We start from the raw sequence: 21,643 nt of genomic DNA, 5'->3' as shown, positions 1-21,643 counted from the left end.
GTTTTTACGCACAATACTAGTTTAACAAACTCAGCTTTGCTAAAGTGCAGGGCAATTGTGTACCGAATAAAAAAGTGTTGGCAAGGAAGTCTTAGGCACAAAGCACATCATTACCTATTTACATTACTTACTTAAATCACTTACATAAGATAACTTTGCTATGAAATTTATTGTTAAAAAAGCACTTGTTGCGCTTGCATGCTCATTAGCTATACCGCTATGCGCCAATGCAACTATAGAGAGCACTAATGATGAAAATAATAAAGCGGTAGCTGTCGCGACAAAAACAAAGCAATTAACCATTGAGCGCATTTATAGCTCGCCCTCCCTGAATGGTCAAACGCCTAAATCATTAAAGTTCTCTCCAGATGGTACTCGCGTTACCTACTTACAAGGTAAAACGGAAGACTTAAACCGATACGATTTATGGGAATACAACCTAGCAAGTAAAGAGAATAAGCTACTGGTTGACTCTCAATTACTGTTTAGTGGCACCGAGACTTTATCCGATGAAGAAAAAGCGCGCCGTGAACGCCAGCGTATTTACGGTGTTGGTATCATGGAATACCAATTCTCTGAAGATGGTAGTGCCTTATTATTCCCACTTAATGGCGATATTTATTACTACCATTTATCCACTAAAAAATCTAAGCGTTTAACACAAACATCTGGCTTTGAAACCGATGTCAAATTTTCACCTAAAGGAAATTTTGTTTCTTATATCCGTGAACAAAATATATATGTGTTAAATATTAATACCGGTGAAGAGCGACAATTAACCATAGATGGCGCAGGTACTATCAAAAACGGTATGAGTGAATTTGTTGCTCAAGAAGAAATGTCTCGCATGACCGGTTATTGGTGGTCTCCTAATGAAAAACACATAGCTTTTTTACGTGTTGATGAAACGCCTGTACAAACCGTTATTCGTAATGAAATATACGCCGAAAAAATAGAGCTAATTGAACAACGTTACCCGGCAACAGGTACTAATAATGTCCATATTCAATTAGCGGTTACCGATATTAAAGGTAATAAAATTCGTTTTGTCGACCTTGGTGAAAACCAAGATATTTATATTCCCCGAGTAAAATGGCTGCGCGACAGTAAAAAACTCTCTTATCAGTTACAAAGTCGCGACCAGAAAACCTTAATACTAAGAAGCTACGACCTAAAAAAACGTCGTCAAAAAACATTGTTAACGGAAACATCAACTCATTGGATAAACCTAAACAAAGATCTGACATTCTTAAGTGATAATAAAACCTTTATTTGGGCATCTGAGCGTGACGGTTACAAACACCTTTATCATTACAATCTCAAAGGTGAGCTTATTTCACAATTAACTAAAGGCGAATGGGTTGTTGACTCATTGACCCGTGTTGATGAGAAGAATGGTTGGCTTTACTTTACCGGTCGTGCTGATACTCCCCTTGAACGTCACTTATATAAAGTACCACTAAGTGGAAAGTCGCCTGAACATGTACAGCGTATTACCCAGCGTAATGGTTTTCATAACATAAAATTTAGCGCCACCAGTGAAAGCTATATCGATAGTTTCTCTAACACTAAAACGCCTAAGCAAGTCAGTTTACATAAAGCTAATGGTGAACATATTACTTGGTTAGCTGAAAATAAAGTAACATCTGAACACCCTGTTGCCCCTTATTATGCTGATTTGGTCATGCCTGAGTTTGGTTCATTAAAATCTAATGACGGTCAAGTTGATTTGTATTACAAACTCTATAAACCGAAGAACATGCATCCGGGTAAAAAGTATCCAGTTATTGTAAGAGTTTATGGTGGTCCACACGCACAACGTGTCACTAATTCATGGCAAGGCGCAGATATGACTCAACATATGTTGCAACAAGGTTATATCGTTTATCAACTTGATAACCGTGGCTCTAATTACCGTGGCACAGCTTTTGAATTTCCTATTTATCAGACCTTGGGGAAAGTTGAAGTAGCCGATCAGATAACAGGTGTTAAACATTTACATACCCTGCCTTATGTTGATAAAGAGCGCATCGGTATATTCGGCCATTCATACGGTGGTTACATGGCGTTAATGACTATGTTTAAAGCGGGAGATTATTTCAAAGCTGGGGTTAGTGGCGCGCCAGTTACCGATTGGATGTTATACGACACTCATTATACCGAACGTTATTTAAATCACCCTAAAGTGAATGCTGCAGGTTATCAACAAAGCAGTGTCTTTCCCTATGCTTCAGGGTTAAGTGGCCCATTGATGGTTTATCATGGCATGGCTGATGATAATGTATTGTTCACTAACACCACCAAGTTAATTAAAACCTTGCAAGATGAAGGGAAGTTATTCGAATTAATGACTTACCCTGGCAGCAAACATAGCATGCGCGGTAAAAAAGTGAAAATGCACTTAAACAGCACTATTATGGACTTCTTTGATAGGCATTTTAAATAACCCACAAGTAAAGAATCGCCGCTCTATAAGCTATATAACTAGCGGCGATTTTTATTAACTTCAACTTACTTCTTATTTATTCTCCTGCCGCCACTCTCCACTTCGATTCAAGCACGAACTGTAATTTACTGGCTATACTTAGCACATCATGAAAGCCGCTAGATTAGAAAAATTAGGATAATTAACTATGGGCATACCATATCGTTTTTCTCTTATTCTATTACTTTTTTGCAGCTGGCAAGTGAGTGCTAACATCAGATTTACAGCTTATGATATTGAAGATGGTTTATCACAAAATACTATTAATACCATTATCCAAGATAAATATGGTTTTATGTGGTTTGGCAGCCAAGATGGTCTAAATAGATTTGATGGTTTTGAGTTTGAAACCTTCCTCCGCAATAAAAACGACAAAAACACCTTAAGTAATGAGTATGTTAATCAGCTATTTATTGACCTGCAGGGGACACTTTGGATTGCCACCCGAGGTGGTGGCTTAAATCGATTCAATTATGAAACCGAAACATTTGACCATTTTGTCTATGATAAGGCAGGGAATAACGATAACTATTATGATATTAAGCAAATCATCCAAGCTAACCCTAATGAGTTATGGTTAGCAACCCACAGTGCTGGCATACAAGTTTTTAACTTACACAAGCAAACTTTTTCTACTTTACCTCTAAAACATACCAACTCGCTGTTTTTGTCACAACGAAATATTACCTGCTTGACCCTTGATACAAACAACAACCTTTGGCTAGGAAGCGCAGTTGACGGCTTATTTAAATATACTGTTGCTACACAAACTATTGAGATTTTCAGCCATAATGAGCAAGACTCCAATAGCTTGTCAGATAATCAAATCACCACCATATATCAAGATAAAAGTAACGATATATGGGTGGCAACCTTAAATGGTCTAAATAGGTATCAAGCAAAAAGTAATGATTTCCAGCGTTATATGCATAACGAGAAAGATAAAAACTCACTCAGCCATAATGTAATTAGAGACATAAAAGAAGATCCACAGCAAGTTTTATGGCTAGCAACATCAGCAGGGCTCAATAAACTAAATAAAAACAGAGATTCGTTTTATCACTACCAAAACTCCCCTACAGTCAAAGATTCTCTATCCGGTAATGTTGTTTATAGTTTATACCCGGCAAGTGATGGCATTATGTGGATTGGCTTCTTTGCCCGTGGCATCAACAAGTTTTATTTAACCCCTCGCCTGTTTCAACACATATATAAAGATGACAATAGTCCTAATTCATTACAAAGCAATGAAATATGGGGTGTTTTTGAAGATAGTAAAGGTGAAATTTGGCTAGCTACCGATGGCGGAGGTTTAAACCATTATGATAAAAAAAGCCAAAAAGTTAAGACTTACCTTCATGATAAACTTAATAAAAATACTATTTCTAGCAACCGCGTATGGGCAATAGCCGAAGAAGAGCCAGGAGTTCTTTGGGTTGCAACCTATGATGCTGGCTTGAATCTCATCGATACAAGGACAAATAAAGTTGAGCATTTCATGCACCAAAGTGACAATGACAATAGCTTAATAGATAACCAGATAGTAGCGCTTTATAAAGATAAAGAGCAAAACTTATGGATTGGTACTAAAAACGGCTTAGATAAATTTAATATAGCCAGCCAAAAATTCACTCACTTTAGTAACAATATCAATGATAAGAGCAGTTTAAGCTTTAACTTTATCTTGTCTATATTTGAAGACTCCAGAGGACTTTTATGGGTTAGCACATATGGCGGAGGGCTAAACTCTTACGATAAAAAGACTCAAAAATTTACTCGCTATCAACACGATCCTGATAATGACAACAGCATCATCAATAATGTTGTCATGTCGGCATCTGAAGATAATGAAGGTAACATTTGGATAGCCACAGTTAATGGCCTAAATAAACTTGATTTTTCCGAGCAAAAATTCACCCTTTTTAATAAACAAGATGGCTTGGCCAATGAAACAATCTACTCAGTCTTAGAGGGCAATGACAATGCGCTATGGTTTAGTAGTAATAGAGGTATCTCACGGCTAGATCCTAAGGATAACGCTATCACTAATTTCTCCTTAGCAGACGGATTGCAAAGCTACGAGTTTAACTCTGGGGCTTTTTTAAAGTCATCTAGCGGAGAGATATATTTTGGTGGCATTAACGGTCTTAATATCTTTAATCCACGATATTTTAATCAACAGCAACAAGACTTAGCACTGACCATTACTAAAGTACGGCTGTTTAACCAAACTATCACGATTAAAAATATTGCCGATAGAAACCAACCCCAGAATCATGAGTTTCAATTAAACAAAGCGATTTATCTACTTGATGAACTAACCCTTAGCCATAAAGAAAGCCTGATCTCTTTTGAATTTTCAACATTGGACTTTTCAGAGGCTAATAATATCAACTTTGAGTATAAGCTAGATAATTGGGATAAGAACTGGATTAAAACCAGTCACAAATCACGTTTAGCTACTTATACAAATATCCCTCCAGGCAGTTACACCTTGATGCTAAGAGCAAAACATCAAAATCAACAATGGGGAAGTAAGGTTACTCGATTGCCGATAACCGTAAAACCTGCACCTTGGTTGTCTTGGTGGGCGTATAGCTTATATATACTTACTATTACAGTATTGACCAGTTTGTTTTTTTATCACCGTTATCAAGCTTTCTTATTTATTAAAGAAAATGAAGAAAGGCTGACTTTATCTTTATGGGGAAGTAACAGTGAATTGTGGGACTGGCACATTAGCCAAAATTATATTTTTCGATTAAACAGCATAACCAACAATAAAAATGGCAAACAACAATTTAACCTTGAAAACCTAAAGGAGACTACCCACCCCGATGATATAAACGAAGTAATTAGCGCTTTTAGTCACCACAGATCTAACAAGTCGGCTGATCTTGACATAACTTATCGTCGACAAGATACCAAAGAACAATGGCGTTGGTACCGCAGTCGCGCCAAAGCAGTTTCCAGAGATGAGCAAGGTAATGCTGATAGGATTGTTGGTACTATTGAAGATATAAACCAACTAGTTGAAGCTCAAAATCAACTGCAAGATTTAAATGTGGAACTTGAATTAAGGGTTCAAGCGAGAACGGTTGAGTTAAGTGATACTTTGGCAAGGTTGACAACCACACAGGAACAATTAGTTGAATCTGAAAAAATGGCTTCTTTAGTTAACTTAGTAACAGGGGTTGCTCATGAGCTAAATACTCCATTAGGGGTAATATTAACGGCTACATCACAACTTGAGCATAAACAAATACAGCTTTCTGAAAAAATAGCAAAAAAGACTCTCTCTTCCCAGTTATTAATCGAACATAACAAGCAGAGTGATGCTTGTATTAGATTAATCAATGGCAATATAAAAAAATCAATTAACTTAGTAGATAACTTTAAGGCACTATCGTACTCATCACAAAATGAAGCGAGAAAAACAATAGCGTTATCGCTACTATTTGAAAATATAGTTAAAGATTGCTCAATTAGAACGAAGACTAAAGCTGCATTTATCACAATACATTGCCCAAAACAGCTCAATATTGTTAGCTACCCGCAAATGATTAAAGAGGTATTCAATCAACTGGTCGAGAACTCTTGCTTACATGCCTTTGAAGACATATTAGCTAATCAGGTTGAAATTGAAATTACTATTACAGATAAAACTGACGAAATTCACTTACTTTACCAAGACAATGGCGAAGGTCTGTCTGATGATTTAGTGGGTAATATATTCGACCCATTCTCCACAACGAAGCGTGGCTCAGATTGCATAGGTTTAGGCATGCCTATTGTCTACAACCAAGTAATGCATAGTTTGTTAGGCACTATCAAACTAACCAGTCCCAATAACGGTGGCATAGAAATTATTATAATACTGCCTAAAAAATAATTGTCTTAAGTCAATAAACTAAAGTTATGGTAACGCTTAGTGCTGACTATATAATTTTTCCATTCATTTTGTCACTACGCCAAGCTGTTATATAAACATTATCCATAACAACAAGATCAAGCTCTAACGACTTATTAGCAGTACTATGCATAATGGAATTCATCATAGTACTGCTTAATTTAGAGCTTTTATCGAAATTAAACATCTAAAGAAATGGTTACATTTAATTGCAAATAAGCCTATTTTTTCTATTGCATTTTTATGACTTAAGGAGGATTATGAAATTGAAGAAAATGATTACGATAACAAAAGAGGTAATATTATGAAGATTAAAATTTCTGGACACCATGTCGAAATTACTGAAGGTATCAAGCAATCAATCGAAAATAAGTTTGCGAAAATCTCTAAGCATTATCCGTCAATTATGACGTTAAACTCAACCATTACCGTTGAGCCACATTTGCAAAAACTTGAAGTTACTACCTTGTACGAAGGAGAAAAAGTAACGGTTAACGCTTCTGACAAACAATTGTATGTAGCCATTGCTAAAGTCGCTAAGAAACTACAAGTTGCCCTTGCTCGACGCAAAGGTGTGCTATCAGCCAAATTCAATAATAAGTTTGTTGTTCCACAAACAGATTTATATCACTCAGCTTAATTAAGTAACGGCTAAACAAGGCCGATGCAAGTGAAGCGCTTGTTATAGCTGAACTTATAACAAGGTAAAAATTTCCAAGCAAAAAAGGCGGTATCATATTAATGATACCGCCTTTTTTATTTATAGTATTACTTGAGAAGCGATACGTGATAGCTGATAAATCCTAAAGCAAAAAAACAGTAACAATACCTTGTTACTTCGGCCATCTTAATTCAAATATTTGGCTTCACTCTGACCTAACTTATTTTTGTTCAGCTTACTCAGGTTCATAGTCCAAGTTTGCTGATAACCAACGCTCTGCTTGCTCTAGTGTCATGCCTTTACGCGCAGCATAATCAAGAACTTGATCTTTCGCTAACTTAGCTACTGCAAAGTACTTTGATTCTGGATGAGAGAAATACCAACCACTTACCGCGGCACCTGGCCACATGGCATAACTTGAGGTTAAGTCCATATCAATGTTTTCTTTAACATTGAGTAACTCCCACAACAAACCTTTTTCAGTATGCTCAGGACACGCAGGGTAACCTGGCGCTGGTCGAATACCTTGATAACTTTCGCGAATTAACGCGTCATTATTGAGATCTTCATCAGGCGCAAACCCCCAGTATTCTTTACGCACTTTTTCATGCAAATATTCAGCACTCGCTTCAGCTAATCGATCAGCGACCGCTTTGAGCAATATTGAATTATACGCATCGTGGTCGGCATCATAAACCTTCACTAAATCTTCAACACCAAAACCTGCTGACACAGCAAAAGCACCAACATAATCCTCAATGCCTGAATCTTCTGGTGCAATATAATCGGCTAAACAGCGGTTAAACTGCCCTGCGGGTTTTTTACTTTGTTGACGTAGTTGATGAAGTCTCATCAATTTATCGCTACGACTTTCATCAGTGTATAGCTGTATATCATCTTGATTGCTGTTCGCCGGGAACAGACCAAATACAGCTCTAGCTGATATCTTTTTATTATTGATAACATCATCTAACATGGCGTTAGCGTCATTAAATAAGCTCGTTGCTTCAACACCAATCACTTCATGTTTTAAAATTAGCGGATATTTACCCGACATCTGCCATGTCATGAAAAATGGTGTCCAATCAATATACTTTCTTACCTCTGAAAGATCGATATTATCAAGCACGGTAACACCCAACTTGTTAGGTTTTTTCGGAGTATAATTGTCAAAATTAACTTTGGTGGCATTAGCACGCGCAGCTTCAAGACTAATTAAACTTGAACGTGGGCCTTTTTTATAATGGCGCTCACGTACTCGCACATATTCTTCTTTGGTACTAGCAAAGAATTTCGCTTTATGTTCACTTGATAACAAGTTGCTTACTACTGATACGGCGCGAGAGGCATTCGATACATAAACTACCGGTTCATCATATTGCGGTTCAATTTTAACAGCGGTATGTGCTTTGGACGTAGTGGCACCACCAATTAATAGCGGCAGTTTCAAGCCTGTACGTTTCATCTCTTTAGCAACATAGACCATTTCATCAAGCGACGGCGTGATCAGGCCTGATAAACCAATAATATCAACGTTTTCTTCTTTGGCTACGCGCAGAATATCATCACAAGAAACCATCACGCCAAGATCAATAATTTCATAGTTATTACATTGCAGTACTACGCCAACAATGTTTTTACCGATATCATGTACATCACCTTTAACTGTTGCTAGCAAGACTTTACCATTGGTACTAAGCTCGGTTTTTCCTGCTTCAATAAATGGGTTTAAATGGGCAACCGCTTGTTTCATTACTCGGGCTGACTTTACCACTTGCGGTAGAAACATTTCACCAGCGCCAAACAAGTCACCAACGGTATTCATGCCATCCATCAATGGCCCTTCAATTACATCTAAAGGGCGCTCTGCAGCTAGGCGAGCCTCTTCGGTATCCTCGACAATAAATTCATTAATACCTTTGACTAATGCATGAGATAAACGCGCATTAATCGGTAATTCACGCCAAGTTAAATCAGTCTTTGAGACTTGTCCGCCAGCTTTACCATGGTATTCTTGCGCAATATCAAGCAAGCGCTCTGTCGCGTCATCATCACTATTGTTAATAACGTCTTCTACTGCTTGTTTTAGTTTTTCAGGTAAGTCTGAATAAATAGCTAACTGACCAGCATTAACAATGCCCATGTCCATGCCATTTTTGATGGCATAGTATAAAAACACCGCATGAATCGCTTCACGTACGGGGTTGTTTCCTCTAAATGAGAAAGAAACGTTTGATACACCACCTGAGATCATCGCATAAGGTAGGTTTTTCTTAATATCGTCAACCGCTTCGATAAAATCTACCGCGTAATTATTATGCTCTTCAATACCGGTGGCAACCGCAAAAATATTAGGGTCAAAAATAATATCTTCAGGCGGGTAACCAATTTCATCAACAAGCATATGATAAGCACGATGACAGATTTCATATTTACGCTTACGGGTATCCGCTTGACCTTCTTCATCAAACGCCATAACAATAACAGCAGCGCCATAACGTCGTAATAACTCAGCTTGCTTACGGAAGTTTTCTTCACCTTCTTTTAAGCTGATAGAGTTAACAATACCTTTACCTTGAATACATTTAAGGCCCGCTTCAATGATGTCCCACTTAGAGGAATCAATCATGATTGGCACTTTAGCAATATCAGGCTCACCAGCAATCAAGTTCAAAAAACGCACCATAGCGGTTTTAGAGTCCAACATGCCTTCATCCATGTTGATATCAATAATCTGCGCGCCATTTTCAACCTGCTGTAAAGCGACAGAGATAGCTTTATCGTAATCTTCTTCGACAATTAAGCGCTTAAACATCGCAGAGCCAGTAACATTAGTACGTTCTCCAACGTTAACAAATAAGCTATCTTTAGTAATAGTTAATGCTTCTAAACCTGATAATCGACAAGCAATTTCGCGTGTTTCCACTGTACGCGGTTTAATGTTAGCTACAGTGTCAGCCATGCCTCTAATGTGTTCTGGCGTGGTACCACAACAACCACCAATAATGTTTAAAAAGCCTGACGAAGCCCACTCTTCTACATGGGTGTTCATGTCTTCAACAGTGAAGTCATATTCACCAAAAGCATTAGGCAAACCAGCATTGGGGTGAGCAGAAACAGCAACATCACAAATGCGGCTTAACTCAGCAATATATTGACGTAACTCAACTGGACCTAACGCACAGTTAAGACCAAATGAAACTGGCTTAGCGTGGCGCAGTGAATTGTAAAAGGCTTCTGTTGTTTGACCTGACAAAGTACGACCTGAAGCATCGGTAATGGTACCTGAGATCATCACTGGTAAACGCTCACCCAATTGGTCAAATACCGTTTCTACGGCAAAGATGGCGGCTTTGGCATTTAAGGTATCGAAAATAGTTTCGATTAAAATAATATCACTGCCACCTTCAATTAACGCTAAAGTAGATTCAATATAGGCATCTTTTAATTCATCAAAAGTAACGTTACGAAATGCAGGGTCATTTACATCAGGAGAAATGGAGCAAGTACGGTTAGTTGGCCCTAAAACACCGGCAACAAAACGTGGGCGATCTGGATTCTTTTTGGTGTATTCATCAGCAGCTTCTCGCGCTATTTGCGCGGCAACACGGTTAATCTCCGCACTATATTCTTCCATGTCATAATCTGCCATGGCGATAGTAGTTGCGTTAAAGGTGTTGGTTTCAAGGATATCAGCGCCGGCTTCAAGGTATTCAAGGTGAATCGCTTTAATTACTTCAGGCTGAGTAAGCACTAACATATCGTTATTGCCTTTAACATCAGTATGCCAATCAGCAAAGCGCTCTGCTCTAAAGTCTTGTTCTTCAAACTTGTACGCTTGGATCATGGTACCCATAGCACCATCAAGTATTAGTATGTTTTTAGCCAATTGCTGTTCGAATAGGGCAAAAGATGGGTGTTTTTTCATTATTAAATCCAGGAGTAACTATTTATAGTGTAAGGGTGTTATCAGTACTTAAGGTACTATTTTATTAGGGTAGAATTAATATGATCCGCATCTAATTGGTAAGGCGTTATTTGATAAACATAATAATTTAGCCAGTTAGTAAAGAGTAAACTGCCATGGCTACGCCATGAACCCACAGGATTATTATTTACATCATCATCTTGATAATAGTTGATGGGTAGCGGCGTGTTATTATCTTTTTTAGTATTATTAGCACAATCACGTAAATATTCTTCGTGTAAAGTCGAGGTATCGTATTCAGGGTGACCGGTTAAGTAAACTTGTCGCTTGTTTTTACTTGCCACTAAGTAAACACCTGCGTCTGGTGATTGCGCTAAAACATTCAGCTCATCAACACTTTGATAATCCGCTTGATTAATATAACCATACCGTGAATGCGGCACATTAAAACTTTCATCAAAACCACGAGTAAGCTCTTCTTTGTTATCTAGAGGATAGTGCTGATAAACCCCAGATAGTTTTTGCTGACGTAAGTGACGGTTTAAGCCGTAATGATGATACAAAGCTGCATGCGCAGCCCAACATGAAAACATGGTTGAAGTAACATTTTTATCTGCCCAGTCAAACACTTCACAAATTTTATCCCAGTAACTTACCTCAGTATAATCGAGTAGTGCTAAAGGCGCGCCAGTTATAATCAAGCCGTCGTATTGTTTGTGTTTTATATCATCGAATAAACAATAAAAATTATCTAAATGTTCTTTCGGAGTGTTTTTGGAAACATTTTTATGAATACGAACAAATTCGACATTAATTTGCAGTGGCGTATTTGATAACATCCGCAAAATTTGTACTTCGGTTTCAATTTTATTGGGCATCAAATTCAAAATAGCCACTTGCATAGGGCGAATTTCTTGATTTGCGGCACGATGCTCAGACATAACAAAAATATTTTCATTACCTAAAACGGAGAGAGCGGGTAATTGACCGGGAATTTTAATTGGCATGGCGCTACCTAACAAAAAAAGCACATAATAATTGAAGTTATAATGTGACTTAGATTGCTAGAGATGTCAACATCTAAACGTATAGACGTCTATACTGTTTTATATTAAATTACTGAAATAGAACAAATCCCCTATGATTATCGAGATAAGTGCAAAGTATTATTTCATCTTTTATTGCACAAAAACTTCTAATGTCGCGTAAAGGCTATGATGATGAATATCAATGCCAGAGCCCGCTTCGCCTTTTACATCGATATTTGCTGATAATAAATAAAAACCTGCTTGCGATAAGGTAAGAGAAAAATTCCCTTGTGCATCGGTTTCAATAATTTTCTCATCACGTTGATTTCTATGACGAGTAGCTCCTTTTACCACTTTTACTTTAGTTGATTGCTGTAACGGTTTACCCTGAAAAGTGAGCTGAAAATGAATTGTTTCATCAACAAATAAATCATTGGGGTGAGTTTCTCCCCCAAGCTCAAGCCCTTCACCTGTAGCTTTCAACGCCGCGTTATTTGGCTCATTAAAACTGACATAGGTTTCTACTCTTGACGCTGTGGTTCTTTTAACAATATTTGTCGCGCCAGAGGGCACCTTACCTTTATTACCAAAAAAACGTCCTTTTTTACCATCAGCTTTAATAAAAGTTGTCATAGGAACATCAGGTTGAACAAGCGCAATACGATAAGTACCAGATTGTTCAAGCTGAGTATCAGCAACAGAAAAACGAGAAAATGCTTGCCAGCTCATCTCACGGCTTACGCCATCTGGGCCAATAACAATAGGCTTTAATCGCTTAAATAATGGCGCTAGTTTTGGCGCTACGATCCCCTTACCATTGTCACCTAAGGGTTTATCACCATGAAATATGGCATTAGAGATACTGGCAATAAAGCTAACCGATTGCACCTCTTCACCTGATAATACAGTGTGGCTGGGTAAAATAAAGCGCTCATGAGCAATAGCGGTAAGTGGTAAAGACAAGGCAAGTGTAAATGTAGCTATTTTTTTAATAAGTGTTGAAGCTGATAACATTGATTGTTCCTTTTAATGCATAATGTGAAAGTGTTTTTAATAACTAATTAATGGCTGATAAGCCGCTGATAAATAAAATTAATGAGCTAAGGCATAACGCTAATAATTACCTTACCTAACTCATGTTTACCTAACTTTTCATAACGCTTTATTTCAGTTGCCCCCAGGGTGATTTTTTGCCTGATAAATTCCCTACCGCCCTCTTCTCTAACCGCTTCAACATTGAGGAAATATTCCCCCGGATTCAGCTTTAGCGTCGCTAATTCTTTGCTGGAAATTTTAAGTGTGTATGTGCCAGGTTTTCGAGTTGCACCAGTAACCTGATCATAAGCAGGACTTTGTTGGCGCCCTATTTTTCGCCACCACTGTCTTACATCTTTAAACCAATCTTTTTGCTCATGCCAAAAAGCTAAAGTATGAACGCCTTGGCGTTTTTGCGTCTCTATCCAAACAGCTACATAAGGTTTATGGTATGGCTGAGTTGTTATTTTTGGGATAGTGATTTCAACCGATATTTGCTGTGCCAAACTATTAGGACTGGCAAGTAATAAACAAGTACAAGCCAAAATAGGTAGTACTGATAAATGTGTTTTCATAGTTGTTCCTCTGCTGTTATTTAAACGTCATTAATTATTTTTTGTTCCTGAGGCTCTTGTACTAATTTTTCTTTAAATAACTCTATTTAACACCCTTCTATTACTAAGAAGTTACAGATTATTTACTGAGTACTTACCGAGCATTAAATGAGTATTAAATGAGTATTAACTGATTCGAGGCACCATAAATAAATAAGCAAACCAAGGGGCAAAACTGCCTAATAAGAGATAAATAATGCCCTTAACGCGTCGTTTATTGTTTTGTAATAAGATGACCAAACCAGTAAGTGAGAAAATCAACATGAGTCCAGCGCTTAGATCAATGAGCCACGACCAAAACTCACCACTGTGTCGACCTTTGTGAAGATCGTTTAGTAAACCAATTAGAGAGCCTGATTTTTTCTCTATTTCTATTTCACTGCTATCAAGGTAAACAGTGACAAAAACATAGCCAGCAGGGATAGGGTAATCGAAGCTAATTTCGCCCAGGTCTTTATCGACATCAATGCTGCGTACCTGATCAAGGCCAATAAGCTTTTCAATATGCTGTTGTAGGTTAAACAATGCCAACTCATCGTCATTTGTAAGTGAACTCAATAGTGATTGTGGTAAAGGCGCTATTTTTAGCTGTTGCTCTCCATCGTTTGAGAACCAAGCAGCATGATTTAAGGTGATGCCGGTAAAACAAAAAAATACCAACAAGCTAAAGAGCGCTGTTGATACATAAATATGTAACCATCGACTGAACGAAAACACTTTTTTAGCTATGAGAGTTTTAGTCCACTGCCAATATATTCGACCTGTTTTTTTAGATGTCTGCTTCAATGAGTAACCTCGGTTTTTTTTAACTTTGTTAGGACGTTTTTTAATTTCGTTATTTCAATTGGCTAGTTCATTTAGCTGGTTAAACCTGAACATTGTCATGTGGTTTTATTACGTACCTTTAACGCTATTTTGTACGCATAAATGAGCAGTCATATTGCTATGACTGCTCATTATTTTTAGTTAAGAATTTCAGTTATCGTAAAGCTATGTCCCTAGAACTGATAGGCTATAGTCGCCTTAATATTTCTACCTGGTTCATAATCCATTAAATACAGCTTGCCAAACAGTGGGTGAAATGAAGTACCTGTATGTGACGATTGTGAGGCATAAAATTCATCAAAGACATTATCAATACCAAAAATTATGCTCAAGCCATCAAGTTGATTTGGTTGCCAGCTGATTGATAAATTGTGAACTGCGTAGCTCATTTTAGCGTTATCAAGTGAAGGGCCATCAATGGCTAAACCATCTTCAACATCATCAACCATCAACATATCCCAATGTAGAGCAAGGTCTAAGTCGGTGAAACTATAATCAGCCGCGGCACTTAACGTATCGCCTTGTTGTCGATCGAGTCTACCGCCATCAAGTGATAAATAATCATCAAAAGCGCTTAACTCACTTTCAGCAACAGAATAAGTTAATTGCAGCTTTAAGCCACCTAACGAGTAACCGGTATAAAATTCAAAACCTTCAATCTCCATATTGCCAATGTTATCTTTCCAAGTATCTCTTGGTCCACCACCAGGTAGTTGTGCGTTATCATAGATATAATCGTCAATTTGGGTATTAAACAAGGTCAAGCCGGCAGTAAATGAATCGGCACCTAAAACATCATCTTCATAAGCGAAAGCTAACTCATTATTAAAGCCAGTTTCTGCTTTTATATTTGCATTAGCGCTATCTCTTGAGCCAGCACCGGTAAATACTTCACCAATTTCAGGGCCTTTAAATAACTGGGTGCTACTCGCTTTAACAATAAAGCTATTAGTAAAAGTGTACTGAGCTGCTAAAGCAGCTGAAACCTGAGTAAAAGTATCATCAACCACTGCTGATTCAATATCATAACTGTCATAACGTACGCCAGGAATAACAGCAAAGCCATTACCAAAATCGATTCTATCTTCAATAAAAATAGCGCTATTAAGTGCTTTTTCGTTTGATGTATTTACCTTGCCACTTATTAGTTTTGCTTGGTATTTAGTTTTATATTGCACTACATCTAAGCCATAAGTCAGCTCATGTTCAATAGCACTACCAAGTAAAGAATTACCTAGGATGTGTACACCAGAATTTGTCGCCGTACCGGTAATATCACCCGCCCAACCAGCAAACTTTGGGTTTTGAGCATAACCACTTTCATCGCGGTTTAACTCACTTTCATTAGTAAAAACAGCCGCTTTTATACTTGAGCTTTCGCCCCAATTAGCATCGTAATTTAGTGTAAATGTTTCTCGAGTAAACTCTGTCGGCCATAATAAAGGCACTTTTAATGACTCTGTAATTGCGGTGTCTGTCGCTAAGCCCATGTCAGGACGGTAGCTATAATCGCCTTTATCTTGATATAACTCATAACCCACTTCAAAACGTTGCTCTGCATCAAAGTCCCAACCAAACTTAATCAGTGCATCATTTACTTCCCCCTCAAGACCGGCTACTTCTCCTGAAGTACCAGCTACTTCATTACCATCAGCATCCAGTATTTTACCTCCACCTACGGTGTAATTATCTTTATCAACCAGGTTGTAATAGGCTAAAAAGTCAACGCTATCGCTCAATTGTCCATAACCCGTTAATGACAAACCCGAAGATGAGTTATCACCGTAATTAACTTGTACACGTCCACCAAAAGTTTCACCTTCATTAAGTAAGTCTTTTGCTTCTTTGGTTTCAAAATGGACCGCGCCGCCTAAACCACCATTAATAACAGAATTACTGCCTACCTCAATATCAACAGATTTAAGAATATCAGCATGAATTTGCAAGTTACCCATATGGTGATACATATAAGTATTTTGATTTGCACCATCAATTGTTATTTTTAAGTCTTTGTCATCCATACTACGAATAGTAATACGTTGATTTAGTGAATGAGCTCCGCCAACATCAACACCAGGAATGGTACGTAATAAATCACTGATATGATCAGCCTGCTTAATTTCAATAGCAGCGCCGCCCATATAGACAGATGAAGATTTAACTTCTGTGCCCCACACTTTCACTCGTTCAATGGCGGTAACTGCCTCTGAGCTTTGGTCAGCGACTGTTGATTTTTGTTGCTCAGCATAAAGTGCTTGGCTAGTAAAAAGGCTTGATATTGCTAAGGCTATAGCGCATTTAGCAAATGGTTTACGGTTCATAGGTTTTCCTTTGTTAATGAGGGCATCAAAATAACACAAAATAATTGATAATGATTCTCATTATTATACAAAATTGTTATGCTAGGTAACTCACTAATGATTTTGCTAAAACGTCAATTTATAATGCTAGATCGTCAAACTTAGGAAACAAGATGAACGTTAGTGCATCGGCAAGCCAAATATCTAGAAATGACCTAACTCGAAATAACTTATCTATAAGTGAAGTGCCTAGCGATAAATTATCTGAAATTGAATTGACCAGAAACAAATGTTCAATGAGTCAAGCATCATTTAATGACTTACCTATTAACATTAATAGCCAAGCTTTTAGTAGCCTAATTTCTTCGTCTGGTTTTATTAATAAACTAGTGGTAAATGATAATAAAAATAATCTCATGAATGGCCATTTTTTTCATAATGAGCTATTTTCTGGCCTTAGTATCCATGGTGGAGACGTTGTAGAGTCAAGTGATGCGATAAGCTCTACACAACTGCCGGCAAGCTTAAGTTTGAATATATTGTTTCACGGAAAAGTTAATTTTTGTTTAGGAAATAAAGCTTACGAACTCAATGCTGGGCATGCTAAGAGCACTAAAAATTCTGTGGCCGCCACTTGTGCTTTAAGTGTACTAGCAACAAGCGATTTATTAAGCCGAAAGATGACGACTGGTCAGGCTGTGAAAAAAGTTAACCTGTTTGTAAAACGTGCATGGTTAGAGAAACGCTGTACAGATGTACAAAGTAAAGTATTACTTAAGAAGTTATTTAGTAACCATACAGCATTATACCAATGGCAGGACAATGTCACTTTCACTAGCCTAGCGCAAAAGTTGCTGGACTTACCTACAGAGAGTTCTTTACAAATCGATTTACTGAAGGAGCAAATGGCTCTTACTTTATTAAATGAATTGTTAGCAATTTTACCGGATAAGATTGACCAACCACAGCCCCCTTTAACCGATAATAAAAACCTATGGTTAAACAAAGAAAGACATCAACTAAAAAAGAAAGCAAATATTGAGCGCTATATTGAACAAGAGTTAGAAAACGTTATAACCTTACCAGCAATCGCAAAACACTTTGCTTTGAGTGTTTCTAGCTTACAACGTTATTTCAAACAAACCTACAAGTTAACTATCACGGAATATATAAGGCAACAACGGTTAGATAAAGCCAAAATAGCCATTACCATTAAGGAATTAAGTATTAGTGAGGCGGGTTATCAGGCCGGTTATAATCATGTCTCGAATTTCACTTCTGCTTTTAAAAAGCAGTTTGGCATTACGCCTGCTAACTTATTAAAACTGCATCAAAAAATAACTCAGCAATAATCTTAACCTGTCACCTGTTACAACTATCTACAACGAAATTTATCAGTAAATTTTAATAATCATCACTATTTATCAATTATTACCAAGTCGTTTTAATTATGAACTGGCGTGATAAGTCGAGTAATACCGAAATCCCCTTAACCTTGTAATGCTTTAAGGAGTTTTTATATCGAATAATGATATTTACCTGCTATTTTGATAAAAATTCGATTAATAAAGTAAAAAAATGTAATGAAGATAAATACACACAAAAAAAAACAGCCCTAACCAGATAAAATCCCACAAAACGTAGGTATATATGCAAACAATAAATTCAATAGTATACAAAACAAAAAAACGACAAATAAAAACCTGCTGTAAACAAAAGAACACACCAAGTACAAGCAACCTATAAAAGAGATTAAAAACGTAGCATTAGAAGTAAAATACAAAAAAATCAAGTAAAAGCACGTGTAAATAATAATTTACAAAACATCAACACCAAGCCTAAAGTGAATAAATACACATAAAAACCTCATTTATTGCATATATAAAACACATATAAGACACATCATTAAACAGGGTATTTATTCAAATAAAATTAATTGTTGCCATATCCCCTGATAACGAGAGCCAATCACACTCATACAACAATCAACCTTAAAAGATATGCACTTAAAAAATTTATAAAGTTCTATATTTAAGCATTTTCTGCTTATAAATAAAACATGACAAACAACATATAACCTTTGGTTATAACTTAGTTTATTTTGTATAAAAATCCATTACTTAGTCGTAACCCCTTGTTTTGCATAAAAGTCCTATTGTCAGCCTTAATTCATATCTTTATAGTTTTGGTTGTTTGTTTGGGAAGGTGAAAGGACTTCACGGATGTAGTCCTTTCACCTTTCGTTTTTATCAGAGTAGAAATTGTGGGGAAATTGAAAGTTCAGCTTCAGTGAAAGGGCCACAGTTAATCCACCTTTTAAGTAAACAAATAACATTAAATCTAAACATGAATGAGCTTAGCGCAGAACCGAGCCATATAACAAAAGGTAACATCATGAAGAATAACAACATAACCAACAAAAAATCATTGATTTACATGGCAATAATAGCCAATTTATCAGCTTCAAGCCTGACTTACGCTGCAGAAGAAGTTACTGAAGAAAAAGCAACTAATGCAGTAGAAAGAATTCAAGTAACTGCGCGTCGTAAAACCGAAACAATTCTAGAAATTCCGATGGCGATATCCAGTATTTCAGCCATGGAAATTGCAGATAGAAACTATACCCAAGCTGAAGATTTATACAGAACTTTAGCTGGTGCCGCTATGCCAGGTGATGAGTTAATTTTGCGTGGTTTAAGCGGCGGTAACTCAGATTCCCCAGGAACTACGGCTACTTTCGTTGATGATATTCCATTTGAGTTTACCAACCTCTCTGATATTGAGCGTGTTGAAGTATTGCGGGGTCCACAAGGTACTTTGTATGGCTCAAATGCTATTGGCGGTACAGTGCGTATTATCACTAAAAAACCCAAGTTAGACGAGTTCGAATTATTTGGTTCTATGGTCGCGGGCGGAGAAAAGGATGTTGCCGGTTATGACTCGAACATGTCTTTGGGAATTAATGTTCCCCTAATGGACGATACTCTAGCATTACGTATTAACGGTAATTTAGAGCATGATCAAAAACAATACGTCAATATGAATACTGGCGTTCAGTCAGACGAAGACAATAGTTTTGTTCGCAGTCAATTATTGTGGCAGATATCTGACGGTATAGATTTTACCTTAGGTTATTCAAATATTAAAAGTGCAGCCCGTGGTAAAACTCAAGGCGATCGCTCGCAACCCGAATATTACTATGATTATGCGTTAACTGATAACCCTGATGCATTTCATGGTTATGACGTCGATATTTTCACCGTTGACTGCCCACAAGGTGTAGAAAGACCAGAGTGTCGTATGGGCACAGCGCCTATAGCACTTAATGGTGTTCCCAAAAAATTCCAAATATGGGAAGCAATGGACCCATGGTCAGAAGAAGAAACAGATCTTCTCACTCTAAATTTCAATGTCGATAATCTTTTTGAGATGGCATCACTTGCTTACGCGGGCTCGTATCGTAAAGTAGAAAACGCATCACTGCATGACTGGACCCGTTTAGACGGTGTTGACATGTTTCAAACCTGGATTATCAATGATTGGCCAACAGAAAGAACCACCCATGAATTACGTTTACAAAACTTTGATACTGTTAGTCCTTTAGCTTGGACCTTAGGGGTATTCTACGATCGGTCAGAACAGAATAATGTACCTAACTATCAGGTGCAATACCATGCTGGTGACGATATCAGCCTCAGTGTTTTTGAGCAATGGAACGAAACTGGAGAAGATATGGCTGCCTATGGCCAAAACTTATTCGGTAATCGCCAAGAACATTGGCAGAGCTCTGTTATCGACTCTTGGGATGAAGAGTTATCATTTTTTGCTGATGTCAGTTATGTCTTTGACCTAGGGAATGCCGGTGATCTTGAAGTAAATGGTGGTATACGTAATTACCATATCTCTGACAATGAGATCACATCATCACTTGGTCTATGGGGCACCAGTAACGATGAGCTAGGTGGTAAAGAAAGTGGTAATCGTTATAAATTCAGTTTGTCATATCGTCCGACAAATGACTTATCAGCTTACGCTTTATATTCTGAAGGTTACCGCCCAGGTGGTAACAATGCACCTTTAACTGGTGCTTGTCTTACTGATCCAACAGCGGGTGATTACACAGAACGTTATGAGTCTGATCAAGTTCAAAACTATGAATTGGGTGTAAAAGGTTTAGCGTTTGATAACCGCTTTAACTATGCAGTTGCAATTTATCAAATAAATTGGACTGACATGTTAACTGACGTATACATGGATGAGTGTGGTTTCAGCTATACAGCTAATGGCGGGAGTGCAAAAACCCAAGGTATTGAGTTTGAATCAACAATGCAGTTGACTGATGACTTAACCATGACCTTAAATTTCTCACAAACTGATAGTGAAATTCTAGAAGATAATGATGCGATAGGTGCTAAAAAAGGCGATGACATGACTATGGTACCAGAGTCAAATGCTTACCTAGCATTTGATCAAGGTTTCAGCATTATGGGTAAACAAGCCTTTGTTCGTGCTGATTACACCTATTATGGCGAATATAAAACTCATTTTGACGTAAAAGAGGAAGATATTGTGCCTGCATACGGTTATGTCAATTTATCGACCCGTCTTGAAGCAACCGAAGATGTCACCATCAGCTTTCATATCAATAACTTACTTGATGATGAAGCGATTAAATACAAGCGTTCAAGAAGTCGCTCTGACAGCACCATTGCTCAGCAATACATCACTTACCTACAAGGCCGTAGTATTTCAGTGCGTTTAGATTATACCTTCTTTTAAATTGGTGTAATCACAAGAACGTTTTGACTTAAACAAAACAACATTCAAATAAGCAAGGCACCTTAGGCATCATCAAGG

11 protein-coding genes are annotated in these 21,643 nt (G+C 37.5%); 5 read left to right on the top strand and 6 right to left on the bottom strand.

What is annotated here, in order from left to right; all coding sequences use genetic code 11:
* Positions 1-160: 160 nt before the first annotated feature.
* The 3 genes from GAB14E_RS05910 to hpf all read left to right on the top strand — a co-directional run bounded on the left by GAB14E_RS05910 (position 161) and on the right by hpf (position 7,035).
* Positions 161-2,446, top strand: coding sequence for a S9 family peptidase (locus tag GAB14E_RS05910; RefSeq protein ID WP_033083519.1), 2,286 nt, complete (start codon positions 161-163; stop codon positions 2,444-2,446).
* A gap of 187 nt (positions 2,447-2,633) precedes the next feature.
* On the top strand, positions 2,634-6,377 hold the full coding sequence (locus GAB14E_RS05915) for a two-component regulator propeller domain-containing protein (RefSeq protein WP_033083518.1): 3,744 nt from the start codon (positions 2,634-2,636) through the stop codon (positions 6,375-6,377).
* Between the two features lie 322 nt (positions 6,378-6,699).
* Positions 6,700-7,035, top strand: a complete 336-nt coding sequence (hpf, locus tag GAB14E_RS05920) for a ribosome hibernation-promoting factor, HPF/YfiA family (RefSeq protein WP_033083517.1) — start codon at positions 6,700-6,702, stop codon at positions 7,033-7,035.
* A 256-nt stretch (positions 7,036-7,291) separates the two neighbouring features.
* Here hpf and metH read toward each other — a convergent pair whose 3' ends face one another.
* The 6 genes from metH to GAB14E_RS05950 all read right to left on the bottom strand — a co-directional run bounded on the left by metH (position 7,292) and on the right by GAB14E_RS05950 (position 16,807).
* Positions 7,292-10,984, bottom strand: a complete 3,693-nt coding sequence (metH, locus tag GAB14E_RS05925) for a methionine synthase (RefSeq protein WP_033083516.1) — start codon at positions 10,982-10,984, stop codon at positions 7,292-7,294.
* Positions 10,985-11,040: 56 nt separating this feature from the next.
* Entirely contained in the window at positions 11,041-11,991 is a 951-nt protein-coding gene (locus GAB14E_RS05930; protein ID WP_033083515.1) for a homoserine O-succinyltransferase, read from the bottom strand.
* Between the two features lie 171 nt (positions 11,992-12,162).
* Entirely contained in the window at positions 12,163-13,026 is an 864-nt protein-coding gene (locus tag GAB14E_RS05935; RefSeq protein WP_033083514.1) for a DUF4198 domain-containing protein, read from the bottom strand.
* Between the two features lie 86 nt (positions 13,027-13,112).
* A complete protein-coding gene (locus GAB14E_RS05940) occupies positions 13,113-13,622 on the bottom strand; it encodes a DUF2271 domain-containing protein (RefSeq protein ID WP_033083513.1) in 510 nt (169 codons plus the stop codon).
* Between the two features lie 165 nt (positions 13,623-13,787).
* Positions 13,788-14,447 (bottom strand): PepSY-associated TM helix domain-containing protein, encoded by a 660-nt coding sequence (locus GAB14E_RS05945; protein ID WP_052093906.1) that lies wholly within the window; start codon positions 14,445-14,447, stop codon positions 13,788-13,790.
* A 212-nt stretch (positions 14,448-14,659) separates the two neighbouring features.
* Positions 14,660-16,807: a TonB-dependent receptor domain-containing protein gene (locus tag GAB14E_RS05950; RefSeq protein ID WP_033083512.1), complete on the bottom strand. Its 2,148-nt coding sequence runs from the start codon at positions 16,805-16,807 to the stop codon at positions 14,660-14,662.
* 152 nt (positions 16,808-16,959) lie between these two features.
* Here GAB14E_RS05950 and GAB14E_RS05955 point away from each other — a divergent pair, with 152 nt between their 5' ends.
* Complete coding sequence (locus GAB14E_RS05955; protein WP_033083511.1) at positions 16,960-18,138, top strand: helix-turn-helix domain-containing protein; 1,179 nt, start codon at positions 16,960-16,962, stop codon at positions 18,136-18,138.
* A 1,042-nt stretch (positions 18,139-19,180) separates the two neighbouring features.
* Positions 19,181-21,565: a TonB-dependent receptor gene (locus GAB14E_RS05960; protein WP_033083510.1), complete on the top strand. Its 2,385-nt coding sequence runs from the start codon at positions 19,181-19,183 to the stop codon at positions 21,563-21,565.
* Positions 21,566-21,643: the final 78 nt, after the last annotated feature.

The organism is Colwellia psychrerythraea, assembly GCF_000764185.1.
In the GTDB taxonomy this organism is placed as follows: Bacteria; Pseudomonadota; Gammaproteobacteria; order Enterobacterales; family Alteromonadaceae; genus Colwellia; species Colwellia psychrerythraea_B.
Note: the sequence above shows the minus strand (reverse complement) of the source record. Positions and strands in the feature narration are given on the sequence as shown.

Bases quoted from the DNA above. Each gene is read 5' to 3' on its own strand.
- GAB14E_RS05910 (WP_033083519.1), top strand. From the start codon at position 161: ATGAAATTTATTGTTAAAAAAGCACTTGTTGCGCTTGCATGCTCATTA.
- GAB14E_RS05915 (WP_033083518.1), top strand. From the start codon at position 2,634: ATGGGCATACCATATCGTTTTTCTCTTATTCTATTACTTTTTTGCAGC.
- hpf (WP_033083517.1), top strand. From the start codon at position 6,700: ATGAAGATTAAAATTTCTGGACACCATGTCGAAATTACTGAAGGTATC.
- metH (WP_033083516.1), bottom strand. From the start codon at position 10,984: ATGAAAAAACACCCATCTTTTGCCCTATTCGAACAGCAATTGGCTAAA.
- GAB14E_RS05930 (WP_033083515.1), bottom strand. From the start codon at position 11,991: ATGCCAATTAAAATTCCCGGTCAATTACCCGCTCTCTCCGTTTTAGGT.
- GAB14E_RS05935 (WP_033083514.1), bottom strand. From the start codon at position 13,026: ATGTTATCAGCTTCAACACTTATTAAAAAAATAGCTACATTTACACTT.
- GAB14E_RS05940 (WP_033083513.1), bottom strand. From the start codon at position 13,622: ATGAAAACACATTTATCAGTACTACCTATTTTGGCTTGTACTTGTTTA.
- GAB14E_RS05950 (WP_033083512.1), bottom strand. From the start codon at position 16,807: ATGAACCGTAAACCATTTGCTAAATGCGCTATAGCCTTAGCAATATCA.
- GAB14E_RS05955 (WP_033083511.1), top strand. From the start codon at position 16,960: ATGAACGTTAGTGCATCGGCAAGCCAAATATCTAGAAATGACCTAACT.
- GAB14E_RS05960 (WP_033083510.1), top strand. From the start codon at position 19,181: ATGAAGAATAACAACATAACCAACAAAAAATCATTGATTTACATGGCA.